16 protein-coding genes are annotated in these 18,533 nt (G+C 59.4%); 2 read left to right on the plus strand and 14 right to left on the minus strand.

All coding sequences use genetic code 11. The features are described from left to right. Nucleotides 1–113: 113 nt before the first annotated feature. Nucleotides 114–1,469 (minus strand): serine hydrolase domain-containing protein, encoded by a 1,356-nt coding sequence (locus tag G5S37_RS00170; RefSeq protein ID WP_165199552.1) that lies wholly within the window; start codon nucleotides 1,467–1,469, stop codon nucleotides 114–116. 114 nt (nucleotides 1,470–1,583) lie between these two features. Between G5S37_RS00170 and G5S37_RS00175 the strand changes: the two genes are divergently transcribed. Continuing rightward, on the plus strand, nucleotides 1,584–1,964 hold the full coding sequence (locus G5S37_RS00175; protein WP_165199554.1) for a VOC family protein: 381 nt from the start codon (nucleotides 1,584–1,586) through the stop codon (nucleotides 1,962–1,964). 261 nt (nucleotides 1,965–2,225) lie between these two features. Here G5S37_RS00175 and G5S37_RS00180 read toward each other — a convergent pair whose 3' ends face one another. The 11 genes from G5S37_RS00180 to G5S37_RS00230 form a co-directional block, all read right to left on the minus strand. Beyond that, complete coding sequence (locus G5S37_RS00180) at nucleotides 2,226–3,269, minus strand: class I SAM-dependent methyltransferase (protein WP_343229933.1); 1,044 nt, start codon at nucleotides 3,267–3,269, stop codon at nucleotides 2,226–2,228. Between the two features lie 178 nt (nucleotides 3,270–3,447). Next, complete coding sequence (locus G5S37_RS00185) at nucleotides 3,448–4,044, minus strand: TetR/AcrR family transcriptional regulator (RefSeq protein ID WP_165199558.1); 597 nt, start codon at nucleotides 4,042–4,044, stop codon at nucleotides 3,448–3,450. A 99-nt stretch (nucleotides 4,045–4,143) separates the two neighbouring features. Beyond that, nucleotides 4,144–6,045 (minus strand): CocE/NonD family hydrolase, encoded by a 1,902-nt coding sequence (locus G5S37_RS00190; protein WP_206026252.1) that lies wholly within the window; start codon nucleotides 6,043–6,045, stop codon nucleotides 4,144–4,146. Between the two features lie 141 nt (nucleotides 6,046–6,186). Continuing rightward, nucleotides 6,187–6,927, minus strand: a complete 741-nt coding sequence (locus tag G5S37_RS00195; protein ID WP_165199560.1) for an SDR family oxidoreductase — start codon at nucleotides 6,925–6,927, stop codon at nucleotides 6,187–6,189. Nucleotides 6,928–7,116: 189 nt separating this feature from the next. Next, nucleotides 7,117–7,692, minus strand: a complete 576-nt coding sequence (locus G5S37_RS00200; RefSeq protein ID WP_165199562.1) for a TetR/AcrR family transcriptional regulator — start codon at nucleotides 7,690–7,692, stop codon at nucleotides 7,117–7,119. Nucleotides 7,693–7,758: 66 nt separating this feature from the next. Continuing rightward, nucleotides 7,759–9,054, minus strand: a complete 1,296-nt coding sequence (locus G5S37_RS00205) for a molybdopterin-dependent oxidoreductase (RefSeq protein ID WP_165199564.1) — start codon at nucleotides 9,052–9,054, stop codon at nucleotides 7,759–7,761. A gap of 29 nt (nucleotides 9,055–9,083) precedes the next feature. Continuing rightward, nucleotides 9,084–10,493 (minus strand): right-handed parallel beta-helix repeat-containing protein, encoded by a 1,410-nt coding sequence (locus G5S37_RS00210; protein WP_165199566.1) that lies wholly within the window; start codon nucleotides 10,491–10,493, stop codon nucleotides 9,084–9,086. A gap of 60 nt (nucleotides 10,494–10,553) precedes the next feature. After that, entirely contained in the window at nucleotides 10,554–11,951 is a 1,398-nt protein-coding gene (locus G5S37_RS00215; RefSeq protein ID WP_165199568.1) for a sulfatase-like hydrolase/transferase, read from the minus strand. Nucleotides 11,952–11,983: 32 nt separating this feature from the next. Further along, entirely contained in the window at nucleotides 11,984–12,973 is a 990-nt protein-coding gene (locus G5S37_RS00220; protein WP_165199570.1) for a hypothetical protein, read from the minus strand. Nucleotides 12,974–13,063: 90 nt separating this feature from the next. Then, on the minus strand, nucleotides 13,064–14,314 hold the full coding sequence (locus tag G5S37_RS00225) for a serine hydrolase domain-containing protein (RefSeq protein ID WP_165199572.1): 1,251 nt from the start codon (nucleotides 14,312–14,314) through the stop codon (nucleotides 13,064–13,066). A gap of 61 nt (nucleotides 14,315–14,375) precedes the next feature. Next, nucleotides 14,376–16,166 carry a chitobiase/beta-hexosaminidase C-terminal domain-containing protein gene (locus G5S37_RS00230; RefSeq protein ID WP_165199574.1) on the minus strand — a complete coding sequence of 597 codons (1,791 nt, stop codon included), beginning with the start codon at nucleotides 16,164–16,166 and terminating at the stop codon, nucleotides 14,376–14,378. Nucleotides 16,167–16,249: 83 nt separating this feature from the next. On the opposite strand from G5S37_RS00230, the gene G5S37_RS00235 reads away from it, so the two are divergent. Then, complete coding sequence (locus tag G5S37_RS00235; protein ID WP_165199576.1) at nucleotides 16,250–17,080, plus strand: helix-turn-helix domain-containing protein; 831 nt, start codon at nucleotides 16,250–16,252, stop codon at nucleotides 17,078–17,080. Between the two features lie 6 nt (nucleotides 17,081–17,086). Here the strand turns inward: G5S37_RS00235 and G5S37_RS32155 are convergent, their stop codons facing one another. Both G5S37_RS32155 and G5S37_RS00250 read right to left on the minus strand, forming a co-directional pair. Beyond that, nucleotides 17,087–18,109, minus strand: a complete 1,023-nt coding sequence (locus G5S37_RS32155; RefSeq protein ID WP_206026253.1) for an SRPBCC domain-containing protein — start codon at nucleotides 18,107–18,109, stop codon at nucleotides 17,087–17,089. Nucleotides 18,110–18,165: 56 nt separating this feature from the next. Next, a complete protein-coding gene (locus G5S37_RS00250; protein ID WP_165199578.1) occupies nucleotides 18,166–18,501 on the minus strand; it encodes a metalloregulator ArsR/SmtB family transcription factor in 336 nt (111 codons plus the stop codon). Nucleotides 18,502–18,533: the final 32 nt, after the last annotated feature.

Consider the following 18,533-nt stretch of genomic DNA (forward strand, 5'->3'; position numbering starts at 1 on the left):
GCATCGGGTTGGAAGACACATTAATGCAGATATAGCATGGCGGAAATTACCACGGCTTCAAGTCTGCTTGCATGGCAAAGTGCAATGCAAGCATTGTTTAGTTTTTACACACACTAGCGGACTTCGCCTGCCACCTTATCAAGCGCCTCATTGATGCACTTCCTCAGATCGCCATTCCACGAGGAGCCGGCGCGGTCACGCCGATTGGCAATAGCCGTGAAGTTGATGCCATCCAGACGTTGCGAGCAGACGGACGTGACACCGGGAAGGCTGCCATCGAAGTTGTAGTAGTAGCCAGTTTCTTTACGTGGCTTCCCGCTGATCCAATACTTATCCAGGAACCGCGTGTAGTCCGCAGCCGTGCAGGCCAGTCCGCCCGCGCCGTCTCTTGCTTCCGCCTGGTAGGACAGGGGAATCTGCTCCTGCTGATACTCGGGATGGTAACAATACCAACCCTCTCCAGCCTCCCGTCTACGTGCATCGGTGGCACTCAGGCTGAACGAAGGTGCAGCAGCCTCCTTGCACACGGACTGCTGCAGGTAGTCCACAAACTTCTGCCCGCTGACCTTCTCGATGACGCGCACGAGGAGGACATAACCGAAGTTGCAATACGACTCCTTGGTCCCGGGATCGAAGTCGAGTGGCAGGGTGAGTCCGTAACGCACCGTGTGGATGGGCTCCAGCTCATCCGTCTTCACGCGAAACATCCGCTCCATCTCCAAACTGTGCGTCGTGAAATCACCGGCCTTCTGATCACGGTCCCAGCCGCCCTTGTGTTCCAGCAACTGATCGATCGTGACCATCTTCCAGCGGGCATCACAACCCTTTGCCTCTTTGAACTGGTCGAGTTGCAGGACCGTATAGACCTTGTCCTCGGGCTTCAGCTTCCCGGCATCGACCAGAGTCAGGATGGCTGCATGTACCACAGGCTTCGTCAGAGAAGCTACGCGCAACTTCACCCCCGGCTGCAGAGGCGTCTTCAAGGAAGAGTCCGCCCAGCCGAAGGCCCGGTCGTGAAGCATCTTCCCATTCCTGCTCACGGCGAAGGTGAGCTCTCCGATTCCCTTTTCAGCCATGAACTCACGAATGGTCTCATCCACCTTGGCAAGTGCCGGGTGAGCCTCACCATTCACAGGAATCTCCGAGGCGGTGAGCTTCTTGATATCCTCAAATCGGTCCTTCACCTTGGCACCGCTGCGTTGCGGCTCACCCGCCGGTGCCTTCTTGGTGCGAAGCTGCTCCTGAACGAAGGTCTGGTCTTCGGCAGAAAGACGGTTCAGCGGAAGGGTATACTTCGATCCAGTGCGCATGACGAGGGTGACAGATGTGGCATCTGCCGAGACAAACTCCGCATCGATCTTTCGCCCGCTCGCCGCTTCTGTCCATGTGCGTGCCTGGAGGAACCCGGGAGTGAGGGTGAGAATGCAGGCGCACCAGACGGCGAACGCCAGAGGCAGATGCTTGCTCATTCCGCGAGACTAGGGCATGCACGAAAAAACGCAATCCCATCGAGTTTCGATGCGACCGCGCACACAGTTGGCTGCGAATTCGGTCGCACCTTTCAACTCCTACCGCTTACGACCATGGGACAACTCGGCTATACACAAGGCGACCTCGGCTGGTCCGAACTCACCACCACCAACGCGGCAAACGCGCTGGACTTCTACGGAAAACTCGTCGGCTGGAAGAAGCTGGGAGAGCCCGCTCCCGGCTACCACATCTTTGGCCGCGAAGACGAGGCCCTCGGTGGCATCACTGAGCCCAAGGACGGGGATTGTCCTCCCCGCTGGATGCCCTACATCACGGTGCAAGACCTCGATGCCACGCTCGCGAAGGCTGAGGAATTCGGTGCCACCATCTGCATGCCCGCCATGTCTCTGCCAGAGGACAGCGGGCGCATCGCCATCATCAAGGATCCTCAAGGCATCGTGACCGGACTTGCGCAGTACAATAAGAAGGCCTGAGTAGCGAGGTTCGCTATTGAGTCTTGCAGAACAGACTGACGTCTCTGCTTTCAATGTCCGGCAGAATTGCAGGCCGAAGGTCTGCGACATGCCAGCCCAGGGCAACGCCCTGGGCTGACATATCCCAAGCCTTCGGCCTGAAGCAGCCACAGGGCCAGCCGTTAGCGTCAGGCTATTACGCAAGCTGAAACGACGGCAGCACCTCCTGTGGGAAGTGCTGTCGTTCTGATTTGCTATATCGTTCGGCGCAATGGCACGCCATTAGGCTCGCGCTTCCAGCACTACGTTGAATGGCGTGTCTGTGGCACGGCGCACCTTCGTGAATCCGCCGGCGGTAAAGACCTCCTTCAACTTCTTCTCTCCGGCCTGCGCCCCCAAGGCCATGCCGCCACGCTGACTGATGGCACCGGGAGTGCAGATCATCGTGGAGGCGGCGTAGTACACCCGACCCACGGGATTGATGTTCTCCGCGAGAGTATCTCCCGCGCGAGGTTCCACCACCATGAGCGTGCCGTCTGGGGCGAGCGACTGCTTGATGTGCTTGCACGCACCCACAGGGTCTCCCATGTCATGCAGCGCATCGAAGATGGTCACCACGTCGAATCCCTGCCCCGGGAAGTCCTGGGCGGTAGCGATTTCGAAGCGCAGGTTTCTCAAGCCGTGCTCGGCAGCATGCTTGTTGGATGCCTCGATGGATTCCGGATGCAGATCGTAGCCAACGAACTCCGAGTTCGGGAACGCCCTGGCCATGATGAAGGTGGAGATGCCATGACCGCAGCCCACGTCCGCCACGCGTGCGCCCTTCTTCAGTTTATCCACCACGCCATCGAGCGCAGGGAGCCAGTTGCTGACCAGGTTCGCCTCGTACCCGGGGCGGAAGAATCGCGCCGTGCCGCAGAAAAGACACGCACTGTGATCTCCCCAGGGCACGCCCTTGCCGGTGCGGAAGCTCTCGGCGATCTTCGGTTCATCCAGGTAGCTGGATCCGATGGTGTAGAATCCACCCACCATGGCCGCGGGACTATTGGGGTCTGCGAATACCGCAGCCTGCTCCGGGGTGAGGGCGAAGGTTTCATTCGCCGCATCGTATTCTATGTACTGCGCAGCGGCCTGGGCACAGAGCCACTCACGCAGATGACGCTCATGCAGGCCGGTCGCCGAGGCGAACTCAGCGCTGGTGCACGGGCCATGTTTCCACAAGGCCTCGTAAAGGCCAAGACGGTCACCCAGGATCACGAGCGAACCCGTGGCAGCGGCACCCAGATCATTAAGCATGCGGCCCATGAAGGCCTGCAGCTTGTCCATGTTGATCTTGGGAGCCTTCGCAGGAGCGCCGTTGCCATTTCCCTGAGAGGCGACGGACTTGGAGGCAGAGGAATCTACTGACATGGTGGTGATGTTCTAACTTGGTTTGGCCGGTCCAGGTTCGGGGGAGGAGTGACTCCATACCGACCGGTTGGTATGGAGTCAAAGCACGAAAAAATCAGGCGGCTTTTGCTGCGGATGCCGAGAGCTGTGATTCCAACGTCTTGCGGAAGCTGCGGATGCCCCGTGTGACACGCGAGGGATCGCGATAAGCCTTCGCCAGGGTGATGGATCCTTCCAGGATCACGAGAAGCTCCTCCGCGAGTTCGTTCGCGGTGCAGGTGATCTCGGGCCGGGCTGCCAGCGGCTTGAGCTTGGAAGCGATTTCCTTGATGACTGCCGTGAACAGACTTGCCACCGCTTCCTGAAGCCGCGGATTGGTATCGCCGAGTTCGTTCGCGAAGGTGCCCAGGAGGCAGCCGCCGCTCCAAAGTGTCTGCGCCGAATTTTCCAGATGCCGCAGGTAGACGAGCGACTGCTCGACCGGGTCCGCCACCTTCTTGTGCGCCCCGAGTACCTCTCCACCCCGCTCCAGGGACCACTGCAGCACGCCGATGCCGAGATCTTCCTTCGACTTGAAGGAATGGTAGAAGCTGCCTTTGCTCACACCCGCCTTCTCGCAGATGGTATCCACTGAAGTGCCCGCATACCCGCGCGCCAGGAACAACGCCTTCGCGGCGCTGAGCAGGCTGACTTTGCTGGGGGCTTCGGACATGACCCGAGACGACTAGACCGACTGGTCGGTCTAGTCAAAAGAATTTTGGAGTGCACGGCGGCGTCGCCAGAATCTCAGGAGATTCCGCGCGAAGATTTGTTACCTCGGGATGATCGGAAGCACGATGCGAGAGGGGTGCTGCTTGCTGTGCAGAATGGTGTTCTCCGCAATGACGGTGCGGCGGTGATCGTTCAGCGGCTCGCCCGTGTTTGGGTTCACATCGAACCGTGGGAAATTGCTGCTGCTCACTTCCACGCGGATGCGGTGGCCCTTCTTGAAGACGTTGCTGGTGGGATACACCTTGATGGTGAACTCATACGGCGTGCCTGGCGTCATGAGCTTCTCTGTCTTCAAGCTGTCGCGGAAGCGCGCCCGGATGATGCCCTCGGTGATCTTCAAATCAAAGCCACCCGGCCAGTCCTTGCTACCGGGATACACGTCCACCAGCTTCGCGGTGAAGTCCGTGTCCACCGCGCTGGAGGAAGCCCACAGCTTCACTTCAATTTCCCCGGTGACTTCAACATCCTGCGCGAGCGGTTCTGTTTCAAACACCACGACATCATTGCGCGCTGAGAGTGGGATGGGATTAAGCCAGTTCCACACATGCGGACCACCACGCTGGTCCCATGCACCCTGCAGGAGGATGTCATTCCCACTGGAGATATTCCCACCGATGGTCGGCACGGGGTTCTTCGGATCAAAGGTGAAGGTGGTGGAGGCCGGCTCCTGCGTGGGTTTTTCACGAGCAAGCGTACCGCTTCCACCGAAGTAGAAGGCCGTGCTCTGCTGCCGTGCGAGAGGCCACTCCTTCTCCTCGCGCCACTCGCCACCGTGGAAGAGCAGGCCCTTCTCCGTCTTGTGGCCATCACCGGTGCCCATGGTGAAGATGCGCACCTTGCTCGCGAAGGGCGCGGCCTTGCCCACACTGTTGTCCTTGCCCTTCAGCCAGTGATCATACCATTCCAGACGCCACGCGAGTTCATCGGGAATCGCTGCCTCTTTGCCATAATCCACCTGCCCATGGGATGAGCCTGCCTGAGCGCCATGAATCCACGGTCCCATGATGAGATACACATCACTCTTCAGCGCCTTGCTCAGCACACCGAAGTTCGCCGTGGTATTGCCTGCCCACGAATCATACCAACCACCTACAAGGTACACTGGCATATCCTTGTATGAGGACGCCTGCTCCAGAATGTTGTTCTGTTTCCAGTAGTCATCATTGGCACCGTGACTCATCGCAGCCGTAAGCCAGTCTTCGTATTCCGGCGCGAACTTCAGCGGCGTGGTCCCTTTGCGCAGCGGCAGGTTCGCGAGGTAGTGAAAGCGATTGTCCGCCATCTCCTTCAGCATCGCGGCCGTTGCTTCATCCTTCACGGCCTGGCTGCCTTTGCCAGCATTGAGCATGATCCAGTTCCAGAAGCGCAGTTCGAACGCACCTCCATTGCGCATGGATTGCACACCGCAGTTTGATACCGCATCCACGGGAATCACCGTCGTCAGTTCTTTCGCCCCCGCGAGCGCCATCGCGTGCTGCGTGCCACCCACATAAGAAGTGCCAAACATGCCAATCTTCCCATCGCTCCACGATTGCTTGCCAATCCATGCTGAGGCATCCACACCATCGTTCCCATCGTCCGTCATCCAGTGCCACACGCCTTCGCTCGCGTAGCGTCCACGGCAATCCTGCGCGATGAACACATAGCCGTGCCTGGTGAAGTAGTCGGCCTGCTTCTTCGCGCCCGTCTTGTTGTAGGGCGTGCGTGTGAGGATGATGGGCAGTTTCTCCTGCACGGGCGTGCCATCCTGCTGGATTGGCCGGTAGACGTCCGTCGCGAGCTTCACGCCATCGCGCATGGTCACCATCACATTGCTCTCCAGCACATAAGGCGGTGGGGCTGCCGGCTTCTTTTCCTCCGCCCGCACTTCTTGCAGGCCCACTCCCACGCCCATCAACGCGAGCACCAGCCATCCATTGAGCCAGATCTGTTTCCCAATCATGGCTAAAGGCTACGCAGACCGCGCCCCTGTTTAACAAGGAAGCTCTAATGTCACCATCCTTGCTCCAAAAGTGTCACCGGGCCGCGAGCGAAGCCCGCGACCCGGTGATGGTATGCCAAGAACAACATTCAGATGCGGCGCTCAGCTCAGCCGCACGCCGCCATCGACAATCACTTCCGAGCCGATGACGAAGCTGGACTCATCCGAAAGCAAAAAGCGCACGGCCGTGGCTACCTCCTCAGGTTGCCCCAACCGCTTCACCAGTGACTTGGCGGTAGTCGTCTCTTCAAAACCCTTCTGCGCCTCTGCTGGAAGCTCCAGCTTCTTCATGATCGGCGTTTCGATGGGGCCGGGGCTGACCACATTCACACGGATGCCACGCGGCGCCAGCTCCACCGCGAGTGTCTTTCCAAAGGAAATGATGGCCGCCTTCGTGCCCGAGTACAGCGCCGTGGTGGGGAAGCCAATGGAGCCCGCTATCGACGAAGTGAAGACCACCGAACTGGGATTCGCCAGCAGCGGCAGCAGTGACTGAAGCTGGAAGAACGGACCACGCACGTTGATGTTGTACATGTCATCGTACTGCTTCGGCGTCGCTACTTCGAGCGGGCCGAACTGCGCCACGCCAGCGTTGAGGAAGACGCCATCAAGTTTTGCGGCATGCTTCTTCACCTCTTCACCGAGCGCCTGGGCATCGCTCAGTGATCCGGCATCGGACTTGAGAATCACAACGCTCTTTGGCAGTAGAGCTTTTGCGGCAGCGAGGGTTTCTGGGTTGCGGCCCGTGATGATGACTTTCGCGCCTTCCTTGGCGAGGAGCTGTGCGGTGGCGAGGCCGATGCCTGTGGTTCCGCCGGTGATGAGAATGGTTTTGTCTTTCATGGATGGTTCTGTGGATGACTGAATTTCAGGGTTCTGGAAGGTACTTTTCTGGAACAATCGTTCCAGAAAAAGCATGAGTATTCAGACGAGCAGAGGGTGGCTTGCGGGAATGCTCATGAGGTTTGTTTCCGAGCGATACGCGGCAGGATGTGTTTCCGGAACAAACATTCCAAAATAATCACACAACACTCAGTCGAGAACCTTCAACGCCAACCGCGCGGTCTGCTTCAGCGCATCCTTCTGATCGTGAGCCCGCGCTGCCACCGCCATCCCCAGCAGCGTGTGGTGGAAGAAGCGCGCCAGCTCCACGGGATCCTTCTCACGATCAATTTCTCCTGCACGCTGAGCCGCGCACAGGCGGGAGATGAAAAGGCCCTCCACCGTCCTGGCGTGTTCCGCAGCCAGAGCCCGCGCCGGAGAGTCCGGTGCAATCTCCACCAGGGTATTCACCAGCAGACATCCATGGGAGCCCTTCCCGCAATGCTGGGAGATGAGCTGGTCGAAGATTCCCATCAACACCTCGCGCACAGGTCCCGGATCTGCGAGGCGCTGCTTCATGCACTCCGCGCCTGCCGTCATGTAGCGCTTCAGCGCGGCAAGGAAGAGTTCCTCCTTGTCGCCATACGTGTCATAGAGACTCTGCCGACTCACGCCGAGTTCCGCCGTGAGGTCGGCGAAGGAAGTTGCCTTGAAACCACGGGCACGAAAGAGCTCCAGTGCATGATCCAGCACTTCAGCTTCATCGAATTCTTTGGTCCGTGGCATGGGGTTCTAAAGAATGTACGTTCCAAAACGCCAAATCAGGCATATGATCGAGCGGTGCATGCCTGTCTATGTCACCTCAAAGCGGTGCATTTGCACGGCATTCTTTCCCGTCTTGGGCACGGGCCGTGGCTCAGGCTGGGCGAAGTCATTCAGGTCCACCGCGCGGGCACGGAATTCATAAGTGCCGGGCTTCAAGTCGCGCAGTGTCGCTGACCAATTGACCATGCTATACCGCATGGGCCATGCGGCTGGCTGACCCGTGGCCGGATCGAAGCCAAGCACCGTCTTTGAGGAGATGCCCGCCGGAAGAATCTGACTCCAATCCGCAGGTGGAGCCTCCAAGGCACACTCCGTCCACTGGGCCGCACGATAGGTTTCGTCGTCCTGCACCACCGGCTTCGCTCCCGCCTCCACTGGATGCAGCCAGGACTCGACCCTTTTCAAGCCGGAGAGCCCGACAATGGCAAGTCCTTCAAGATGCACGGGCTGTCCCGACGCGAACTTGGCAGGAGCGGCATCCATGTACGCCGCTGTCTTGAGGTGCGACTCGGGATCGTTGTTCTGGTTGGCGTAGGTGTCGTTGGCCTTGAAGTCGTTCGTCACAACCATGCGTTGCAGCCACTTGATGGACTTGAAGCCGTGTGCCCAGGGAATGACCATGCGTACCGGGCCGCCACGTTCGAGTGGGATGGGTTCGCCGTTGAGCCGGTAGGCAAGGAAGGCGGGGAGCTCACCCGGCGGCGTCTCCATGACCTGCGTGTAGCTGAGGGAGGACTGGAAGATCTGCTTGGGGTTGTTGTTGTGAAAACCCCAGTAGTAGATGCGCCGCACGTTCTTCAGGTTGCCACAGAGCCGCAGTACATCGCGCAACGGCACGCCCTCCCACAATCCCTGACCGAGTGGTGCGGCGATGTTCAGGCACTGCATGGCTTTGAGGAAGCGCACGCTGTGCTTCTTTCCAAGCTCCATCAGCGTCGGCAGATCCAGCGCATTACCCGCGTCGAGCGTGAACTCCTTCTCCAGACTCGCGGGCTCCTTCACCAAGTCACTCGTGAACGGATCCACCATGATCTCCATGCGCCATGTGTCCGGGGTGAGCCGGGCCTGGACCAGCGCGTCACCAGTGAGCGTGTGCGGTTTCGGATTGCCACGTGAGACGTCCTCGAACTTTGCCGCCGGCGTCAGCAGTGGATGACGGAAGGCCGCGCCGGTGGAAGTTGCCTGAGCAACGGGAGTAGGCGGGGCACTGGCAACCTGGGCCTTGGCTGTTGTCGCTGTTCCAGCCATCACGGAGACTGCGAGTCCCGAAGCCCGCACAAAGTCACGGCGTGTAAGGCTGCCTGAGAGAGGCTTGCGTTTCATAGGCGATCGCGGGTTCCCTGCCGCACCATTTACGGAGCCAGTTCCACATTGCTAACACCCTCTTTTCCCGGGTGGAAGATGTTGTTCGAAAAGCGAAGCCCTTGCGGCGGGTTCTTGCCATCGGTTTCGATGCGCACGGCATAGCTGTAGCGCGGGCCTTCTTTCTTCGGTGCACCATCGACCAGCGGTGAATCCTTGCCGGAGTCATAGATCACGTTGCCCTGGATCAGCACATCCGTGAGCGGCGGATTTTGCGGAGTCTGACCCTTGTCGAAACGCAGGGGATTGCAGGAGCCCGTTTCCGTCCACATCCAGGAAGCGCTGCCGTAGCCGAAGTCGGAGATGATGTTGTTCGCGATGATGGAGCCTCCGTCCACATTCGGAGCCAAGGCGGGGCGATCGGCAGTGGCAGGTGCGGAATGGTGCGATGCGGCACCGGGCATCAAGCCAATGCTCCAGAGGTCATTTTTGACGAACTGGTTTCCGATGATGAGCACGTTGCGAGAACCGTGCATGGCCTTCATGCCGATGAAGGCATTGTTCACGATGTTATTGGAAACGATGACATGATCACAATGCAGGTCGATGCCTTGGGCGGCATTCTCGATTTGGTTTCCGATAAGCTGGGTGCGAGCGGTGATATCCGGTCCAGTCACGATGATACCCGAGCCCTGGTGCCAGTTGTTCACGTATTCCGCATTCCACACCTCGGGGTTCATCAGCTTGCCACGCGCAGCGTTCTTCTTGGTGAATTTCCCAAGACCGTGCTTCTCCTTGAGTTCCTGTGTGGGGACGAATACATGCTCCACGACGCGGCAGTTTTGGATGAGATTGCCTTCACTGTTCACCACGGCGATGCCGGTGCCATCGATGCAGCGGAAGGCGTAGCCGTAGTTCTCCGAGTGCGTGCGGTCATCCACGCTGATGCGCATGTAGTTCTCCACCGTGCAGCCGCGAATCTGCGTGCCCTTGCCATCCCTCACGGAGATGGAGGCGGCGGCAGAGCGGTTGTCCTTCACTCGCACGTTCTCCAGCAGCACCTCCTCGCATTGGTTCAAATAGATCGCTTCCGCGCGGCTTTCCGTCTTCTCCTCAGCACGTGTGAGGCTGATGTCTCGCAAGATAATCCCCTTCCGGCCATCCGCTCGAATCACCGGTTGTTCAGCATTCTCCTGGATGATGCGTCCATACCCATACAAGCCGCTTCCATCATGCTTGATGGTGATGCGCTCGGAGACAATATGGTCCCCCTGCGGCAGATACACCATCTTCCCCGGATTCGCGTCGAGCGCTTCCTGGATGGACTTGTACTCTGCTGCACTCGGGCTCTGGGCTTTGAGCCCACTGGTGCTCACGAAGAGGCCCACGGCAACAAGAATAGCTCTGCGACAAGCAGAGCCAACAACAGACGATACGAGAGAGGCTGGGAGTGAACTCATGACTGGGGCAGGCAGGCACTCATCTACGTCGCACTTGCTCCCCGTCGTGCAGCCTTCGCGCTATTTCACCGTGCCCGGTTCGGCTGGCTTCTGCCACGGCACGGAGCCGCTCTTCTGAATCTGTTTCCGCAGACCGGCATTCAGATCTCGCACGATGTCTTTCCTCTTCTCCGCCAGATTTGTGGTCTCATACGGGTCTGTCTTCAGGTTGTAGAGTTCCAGCGGGCCAAAGGGACTGTCCTGCAGCAGCTTCCAGTCGCCACGCTGGAAGGCCTCAATGGTCTTACCGCCATACATGGGGCCGCCTTCGCGCCGCACGAAATACAAATCGCGGGGTGCATCCGGCTGCGCTTCACCAGCCAGCGTGGGCAGGAAACTCACACCGTCGATGTCCTTCGGCACAGAGGCTCCCGAAGCCTCAAGCAACGTGGGGAGGATATCCATCGTCAGTGCAGTCCGCGGGGTCACGCTGCCGGCCTTGATGCGTGCGGGCCAGCGCGCCCCGAAGGGCACACGCAATCCACCCTCATACATGTGCGTCTTGCCATCGCGCCACGGGCCATTGTTCGCACCCACAGGCAGGCTGCCACCGTTGTCCGAGGTGAAGGTGACCAGCGTGTTCTGCGCGACACCCGTCCTTTCCAGCGTGTCCAGCACACGACCGATGCCAGCGTCCAGATGCTCAATGAGCGCGACCAGCTTCATGCGCTTCTCATTCATGCCAGGCTCGCGTGCCTTCACCTTCTCCAGCCATTCCGGCGGCGGCTGGATGGGGTCATGCGGTGCGTTGTACGCCAGATATAGAAAGAAGGGCTGCCCACTCTTGCTTCGTTCCGTGATGTAGTCACAAGCCCACGCCGTGAAGAGGTCCGTGGCATGACCCTCCGGGGTGATGACCTCATGATTCTTCCGCAGCATGTTCACGTCATGACGCAGGTGTTTCCAGTAGTCATCCATCATGTCTCCAAGGAAGCCCTGGTAGAAATCAAAGCCGCGATCGTTTGGCAGGTTCGGCGCTGAGAGACCCAGGTTCCACTTGCCCACCATGCCGGTGTGATAGCCAGCGGGCTTGAGCAGCTTTGGCAGCAGTACAGCGGAGTGAGCGAGATAACCCCAGTTGTTCCCGGGTTCCTCCTCACGCACGAGTCCCGGCACACCAACCCGGTCTGGATAGCAGCCCGTCAGCAACGACGCGCGAGTCGGTGAGCACACCGGGCTGTTCGCCTTGAGGTTCTGAAAAGTCATCCCCTCGTTGAAGATGCGATCCATGTTCGGCGTGCGAAGATCCTTGGTCCCATACGCGCTGTAGTCGGCGAGCCCCTGATCATCCGTGAGGATGACGACGAAGTTCGGCTTGGCGATCGGACTGGCGGCGGAGATCGAGGCTGTAAAACCGAGGAGCAGCAGGGCACAAAGTGACCCGGCCAAGGAAGTGATGCGTGCGGGAAAGCGAAGCATGGCTTGTGCGTGCGACGTTGAATTCAGGAAAACTATTTCGACGGTTCTTGTTTCACGAACTTCCTCGCGAAATCACGGACCGAGCGCGTGAAGGTCCAGTCACCCGAATCAGGCACCATCTTCGAAGGCGCACCCACCCAACTCTCGATGACATAGTGATCCGGTCTGCCGTCCACGCTCACATAGTCATACCCCTGCTGCATGATGCTGGTGTACCACGTGCTGTCATCCGCCAGGCCACGATGCTGCATCGCGGGATAACCGGAGGACCAGTAGATCAGGGCGAAGGGAACCTTGCGTTCGCGGCAGAAGTGTTCCAGTCGCTTCAGGTCTCTCCATGAGCCCTTCTGTTGCACGTTGAACCGGATCCAATCCACATCCAGACGGTAGAAGTCGAGGCCACGCACCTTGCGTTCCGCGAGTTTCTTCTCCAACCCTTCAATCCACTTCTGATGCTCCTCCACCGAGATGGAAGGATACGCCTCGATGTCGCCGATGAGGATGTCCGGGAAATGCCGTCGGACCAGGGCGATGTAGTTCGCCGTCTCTTCCATAGCGTATTCGTCTGACTCGTGAATCTTCTCCCGCGTACACACGAGCGGCTCGTCCATGGCGATGGCATGGATGTTCCCACCCAGGCGTTGCAGCCGGTCCCAAATGGGCTTCTCCGCATTGAAGGTCTTCTCGCCAGTGCGTCCCCATTCCTTCAGGGCGCCGACTTCCAGCGCGAGCTTGATGTCCCACTGCTTGAGCATGCCAAACCACGCCTGCAGTTCCTCATCCTTGAAGTGGCGCTGGAAGTTGAGATCTGTCTGGAAGAAGACATCCAACACCTCCCGCGTGTCCTTCCATTCATCAGGGTGCTCGAAGAGTTCGCGGATCCATTTGCCATTCTCGCCCGCAGGCGGCGCCATCCACACAGTGGCGTTCTGTTTCTTGGGTGCCTGATCCTGCGCATGGAGCAGCGGAACGCAGGGTGGCAGGAACGCCAATGCGAAGATGATAGGTCGGAAGCGATGCATGAAGGGGAGTAGTGCCAGTGAGGTCAGTGGTTCCATCCGGACCGAGGAAAATGAATGGAGGGCTTGCGAATGAAGAACCTATCGCGGCAGTCAGTCTCTCTTGCCAAACTTCTCCGTGGCGGCCTTGAGAAACTCCCGGTGCAGCCGCTTGTGCGCTTCGGGCTCGATGTCGAAATTCTGCACCATCACGACCATGGCCAGTCCGTTCTTCGGGTCGACCCACATCACCGTCTTGCGTGCTCCTTGATGTGTGTAGCTGCCGATGCCGGGCGGTTCCTCGCCCCCGAACTTCGAATACCAGCCGATGCCATAGCCGGTTTCGGGTGTGACCTTCACATCGCCTGACTGCACACTGCTCATCGCCTTGATGGCATTCGCAGAGAGATAACGCTTCCCTTCAAAGGTGCCGCCATTCAACAGCATCTGGCAGAAGCGTCCCATGTCTGTCGCGGTGGAGAAGAGACCGCCCGCGGGCTCGCCATACTTGTTGGCATACTCGTAAAATTTTCCCACGCCGAAGTTGTCAAAGACGCGTCTGGGCACGGTCGCGGTCTTGCTCAGCTTCGCAAAGACCTCCGGCGGGAGATTCGCATCCAGCTTCACATCCTCCAGCGCCGTCTTGTCCTTGTTGAGTCGCACGGAACTCGCCAGCCGTGAAGCCTGCCCTTCCGAAGGCCAGAAGGTCGTATCCTTCATGCCAAGCGGCGCAAAGAGACGCTGCTGCAGGAATTCGGTATAAGGCATCCCACTCACCACCTCCACGATGCGTCCTGCGGCATTGATGCCCACATTGTTGTATTCGAACTTGGTTCCCGGCTCACGAATCAACGGGAACTTCGCGCTTTGCTTCACCTTCTCCTCCAGCGACGGCTGGTTCTTCAAGCGAGGATCCCTCGCGGTGAGCAGACCGCTGGTGTGGGTCATCACATCCCGGATGGTGATGGGATGCTTCGGTGGATGAAGCGGACCGCCTTCCGTTTCCTGCACCTGCTGTCCCTTGAACTCAGGCAGGTACTTCTCGACCGGATCATCAAGGCTGTTCTTCCCTTCATCCACCAGCATCATCACCGCCACACCGGTCACGGACTTCGTCATGGAAGCGATCCAGAAGAGTGCGTCATTCTTCATCGGCTCTTTGGTGGCGAGGCTCGCATAGCCGACGCTCTCCAGCGCGAGCACCTTGCCTTTGTCTGCGACCAGCATCACTGCTCCGGCGATCTTACCTTCATCCACCAGAGGCTTCAGCGCGGTTGCCAGCACTCCGGGGGGTGGCGTTTCCGCCACGGTCACCCTTGGCGCAATCAGGAGTGTACAAAGAAGAAGGGGAACAAAGGTCTTCATGGAATAGGAGGAAGATGTTTGCGGTGCTTATTCAGTCCGCGGGTCCAATGGCTACGCTGCTTCAGGGTGCCATCACGTTCACCACGCTGTCCGCCATGCCACTCTTGTAAGCCACGGCCTTCACCTGAATGCCGGGCTGCACGCTGATCACCCCGCAGTAGACATAACCACGCGTACGCGTGGGCTCGGTGCCATCCAGCGTATAGCGGAACCACGCTCCCGGTGTGGATGACTTCAAGGTGATGCGCTTGCCGTCATTCGCGAACTCCGGCTTGCCGCAGGGTTCCTTGCCCTCTTCATACAGGCCGCAGTCGGGATAGTTCTTGATGACATCCCACGCGAGTTTCTCCACGAACTTCGCCTGTGCAGGGGTGTACGTGGTCTCGATGGGCAGCACCTTGCCCTCCGGTGCTTCTTTGTAGAAGGCGGCATACCACGTGAGATCCACCAGGTGTCCGCCATTGGCAGACCCATGCGTGGGAGCGGCAGCGGGATGCACCTGATCATGGAAGAGCAAGGGATAGAACATGCCCGGCTTGCCTTCGGGGAACTTGCCGCTGTCGATGTGATTCTTCATCCAGCCCATGGCCAGTGCGGAGGGCAAGATGCGAGGACGCTTGCCCACGCTGTACTGAGCAGTCAGACGGTGTTGCAACTCCTCGACATAGAGCAGCATCGCGCTCATGGACTCTTCCCACGTCAGCGCAGGGAAGGTCTTCTTCATCTGGTAAGACGGCACATCGCCGCGATCGCTGGGGCGCTGGCGCTTCTGCTCGACCCATTCACAGTACAGCCACGGCTGCACCTCGGGTGACTTCTGCTGGAAGAGTTTGATGAAGTTGATCTCCGCATCGATCTCCTTCGCGAGGTCAAAGTCGCGCGGCTGAAGCGTCAGCACATCCACCTTGTCGATGCCCTTCCAATACTCTTCCCAGGTCTGGCTGCCCCGCTTGCGGGCCAGTTCCTCCTTTGCGTTTGCCACCTTGTCCTTGGCATATTCACCCGTGGCGAGAGCCCACTGCTCACGCGTCAGTGCCCCGGGGCGGAGGAACAGATCCGTCTTCTGATCATAGCCCGCCGTGCGTGCAAACCTTGCGAAGCCCGAGGTCGTTCCCGTGAGGCTGTTGCCGATGCCCGCAGTCTTCAGGCCCTGCTTACGCCCCTCAGGCACGAGGTACGTGATGGTATTCAACAAGCCCGGCGCCTGCCCAGGTGAGATGGCCATGGCACTGAAGGTCGTGTTCTTCTCCACACGAATCGGTTTGGTGTAGGTCTCGCCGTGTTCCGCTGTGGGCCAGGTGCCATCCAGCGTGTAGCGGATGGTGGCTCCGGGGTTGGACTTGATGGTGACCTCCGTGGGGCCATTCAGAGTTACATCCGCAGGAAAGAACGCGGGCCGCTGCGCCGCAGCAATGTAGAAGAGGTCGTAGCCAATGATGGTGGTGTCATCCACGTCATCCTTGAAGAAGTTGATCTTCATCCCCTTGTCCTCACCTCCGAGGAGCAGGTCACCCGTGTAGAACTCGACCTTTGCAATCTTCCCAGTCGTCGTCTTGGGCTGAACGAAGCGCACCCAGCGATACACTTTTTTATTCTCGATCTTGATCTCGCCCCATTGCCCTTTGACGGGCGCTTCCTTGATTTCCACCAGCGGCTCATACCCCTCATAGCGCGAGGTGTTGGAGCCTTGGAACACACCGCCGACCAACTCCAGTTCCTTACCCGGGGCCGTGGCCTGGAAGCGTACACGGTTGCAGGCGGGGTCGACCTTTTCTGCCGAGGCACGGGGGATGAGAGCGCTGGCGAAACACGACGTCAGCAAGGCAAGGAAGATGAAGGGGGGCGTTTTCATGTGGGGCAGCGGGATGCCTAGAACGACGCGGTTGACGCCATGTTGCCAGCAGGATTGATTATGGGCTGACGACGACAGATCTTATGCCAAATGCGACACGTCAACCCGCCCAGCTCCGGCATGCCAGGACACGATCCACTGCGGTGACTCGGCGTCAGCTCGACAGCCGGGACGGCTGGCTGCAGGAGATTGCGCCCACCAGCCTCTTCCACACGCTCTTCGACCACCTGCCGGGTTTGCATTTCTTTGCGAAGAATCAGCGCGGAGAGATCATGTTCCTCAGTTCCAGCATTCGCGAGCGCTATGGCCTTCGCGACGATGCGAGTGCGGTGGGACTCACCGACTTCGACATCAATCCGCATGGCATGGCGGAGAGCTATGTGAGTGATGATGCCCGCATCTATGCCACGGGCGAACCAATGAGCGGCCGTGTGGAGCTCTGGTGGGACGCGCAGGGCGTCCCGAACTGGTATGTGGTGACGAAACTGCCCATCTGGTCACGTCGTGGCCGCATCATCGGCGTGATGGGTGTCATCCAGGAATATGAGGGCCATGCGCGCTTCCACGCCCCGTGGCGGGAGATCGCGGTCTCCGTGAAGTATATCCGCCAACACTTTCGCAAACAGGTGACCATTTCGACACTCGCGGAGCAGGCGGGCTTGTCCATCCGCCAGCTTCAGCGTCGCTTCCGTGCGGTGCTGCGCCTCACGCCACAGGAGTTTCTCATCAAGACGCGCGTGCTGGCCGCCTGTCGTGCGCTTCGCGAAAGCGATGCCTCACTCCTGGACATCGCCTCCGCGTGTGGGTTCTATGATCAGAGTTCATTCACCGAACACTTCCGGCGACACACCGGGCAAACGCCCCTGGCATATCGCCGGCAGATACTTCGCCGCGCTACCCAGACAAGCGAGTGATGGGAATCAGCTCGCTGTAGTGGCATCAGCAGACGCCGCATTCATCCTCTTCTTATAGAATGCTTCCAGGCGATCATGCGCCGCCCACAGAGGCGACGGTGTGTCTCCCGAAAGGCGCGCGAAGAGGACAGCCGTGTGCAAGTGCCAGCCAGAACTCACGTCGGCGCGCTCTGCGTCGGAGCAGAGTTTGCGGTGGGTGAGCGTGAGCTGGACGTCTTCCCCCTTGGGCTCCAGGTCGAAGATGACCTCGGAGTTTTCCCCCGGCTTCTCCCCTTCCCAGGTGATGCCCAGGCGATGAGGTGGTTCATACGCGACGACCTTCCCCGCCATGGGCACGCCAGGATCATGCACCGTGCGGTATTTCTCCGGCGGTGTTTCGTTGGGCGAGATATTGGCGTGCCGGAAGTGCAGATGGACATCGCCACCCAAACGCGGCTCAATGGTGCCATCCGTGAACCACGTCTTGCGCTTGTCGCTCTCCATCAGGTAGGCCCACACACGCTCCACCGGACCGGGCAGCAGTCGCACCACACGCGCCTCGTCCTTGCCAATCACTTGCACGGGCTCGCGGTTCACCACCGCATAGCGGTCGCCCAGGCTCGCGGCCAGACCTTCGACAATGGTCGTCCAGCCATCCTGCGAGCGAGGGGCAAAATGCACCCAGTCAGGATGCACATCCTGCGTGAGCGTGAGGACACAGCTCTCCCCCTGTGGCTCAATCTCCACGGTCACCTTCGTGAAATCCTTGGAGTACTTGGGCACACCGAACGTGAAGACCAGCCGCCGCGGGCGATCGATTTCCAGATACTCTCCCGTGTGTTCCACGTCCTCGCCATCGCGTCGCTCCGTGTAAGTAAACTTACCGCCCACACGTGCATCGGCCTCCGCACGCACCATTTTCCCAGTGGGCGTGGCGAAGAGCCACTGCGAAGCCAGTCGTGGATTGAGCCATGCATCGAACACGCGCTCAGCGGGGAAGGAAATGCGCCTGACGACGCGCACGAAAGGGTAGGCAGAATCTTGTTTCATGGTGGCTCAAAGGATTGCTGAACCGGGTGGCGACCTGTCTGGCCGTCGCAGCAGGCTCATTTCTTCTTCACACGGGGTTTCTTCTTCTTTTCGTCTTCCGCGCGGAGGGTGTGCTCCAGGGCATCCAGGCGGTGTTCCCAGAATTGCTTCGTCTTCGCGATCCACGCCTCCATCTCAGAGAATCCACCCTGATCCAGCGAGTGGATGCGACGCTGACCATCGGCGCGCACACTGACCAGCCCGGCCTCGCGCAGCAGCTTGAGATGCTGGGAGATGGCCGGGGCCGTCATGTCGAACCGGGCCACGATTTCACCCGCCGTACGCTCCCGCTCCGCCAGCATCTCCACGATGCGGCGGCGAGTGGGGTCGGCAAGCGCGGTGAAAGCGAGCATGGTAACATTATGAAGTTATTACTTAATTAAGC

The organism is Roseimicrobium sp. ORNL1 (genome assembly GCF_011044495.1).
Classification (GTDB): Bacteria; Verrucomicrobiota; Verrucomicrobiia; order Verrucomicrobiales; family Verrucomicrobiaceae; genus Roseimicrobium.

Bases quoted from the DNA above. Each gene is read 5' to 3' on its own strand.
- G5S37_RS00170 (WP_165199552.1), bottom strand. From the start codon at position 1,469: ATGAGCAAGCATCTGCCTCTGGCGTTCGCCGTCTGGTGCGCCTGCATT.
- G5S37_RS00175 (WP_165199554.1), top strand. From the start codon at position 1,584: ATGGGACAACTCGGCTATACACAAGGCGACCTCGGCTGGTCCGAACTC.
- G5S37_RS00180 (WP_343229933.1), bottom strand. From the start codon at position 3,269: ATGGACAAGCTGCAGGCCTTCATGGGCCGCATGCTTAATGATCTGGGT.
- G5S37_RS00185 (WP_165199558.1), bottom strand. From the start codon at position 4,044: ATGTCCGAAGCCCCCAGCAAAGTCAGCCTGCTCAGCGCCGCGAAGGCG.
- G5S37_RS00190 (WP_206026252.1), bottom strand. From the start codon at position 6,045: ATGATTGGGAAACAGATCTGGCTCAATGGATGGCTGGTGCTCGCGTTG.
- G5S37_RS00195 (WP_165199560.1), bottom strand. From the start codon at position 6,927: ATGAAAGACAAAACCATTCTCATCACCGGCGGAACCACAGGCATCGGC.
- G5S37_RS00200 (WP_165199562.1), bottom strand. From the start codon at position 7,692: ATGCCACGGACCAAAGAATTCGATGAAGCTGAAGTGCTGGATCATGCA.
- G5S37_RS00205 (WP_165199564.1), bottom strand. From the start codon at position 9,054: ATGAAACGCAAGCCTCTCTCAGGCAGCCTTACACGCCGTGACTTTGTG.
- G5S37_RS00210 (WP_165199566.1), bottom strand. From the start codon at position 10,493: ATGAGTTCACTCCCAGCCTCTCTCGTATCGTCTGTTGTTGGCTCTGCT.
- G5S37_RS00215 (WP_165199568.1), bottom strand. From the start codon at position 11,951: ATGCTTCGCTTTCCCGCACGCATCACTTCCTTGGCCGGGTCACTTTGT.
- G5S37_RS00220 (WP_165199570.1), bottom strand. From the start codon at position 12,973: ATGCATCGCTTCCGACCTATCATCTTCGCATTGGCGTTCCTGCCACCC.
- G5S37_RS00225 (WP_165199572.1), bottom strand. From the start codon at position 14,314: ATGAAGACCTTTGTTCCCCTTCTTCTTTGTACACTCCTGATTGCGCCA.
- G5S37_RS00230 (WP_165199574.1), bottom strand. From the start codon at position 16,166: ATGAAAACGCCCCCCTTCATCTTCCTTGCCTTGCTGACGTCGTGTTTC.
- G5S37_RS00235 (WP_165199576.1), top strand. From the start codon at position 16,250: ATGCCAAATGCGACACGTCAACCCGCCCAGCTCCGGCATGCCAGGACA.
- G5S37_RS32155 (WP_206026253.1), bottom strand. From the start codon at position 18,109: ATGAAACAAGATTCTGCCTACCCTTTCGTGCGCGTCGTCAGGCGCATT.
- G5S37_RS00250 (WP_165199578.1), bottom strand. From the start codon at position 18,501: ATGCTCGCTTTCACCGCGCTTGCCGACCCCACTCGCCGCCGCATCGTG.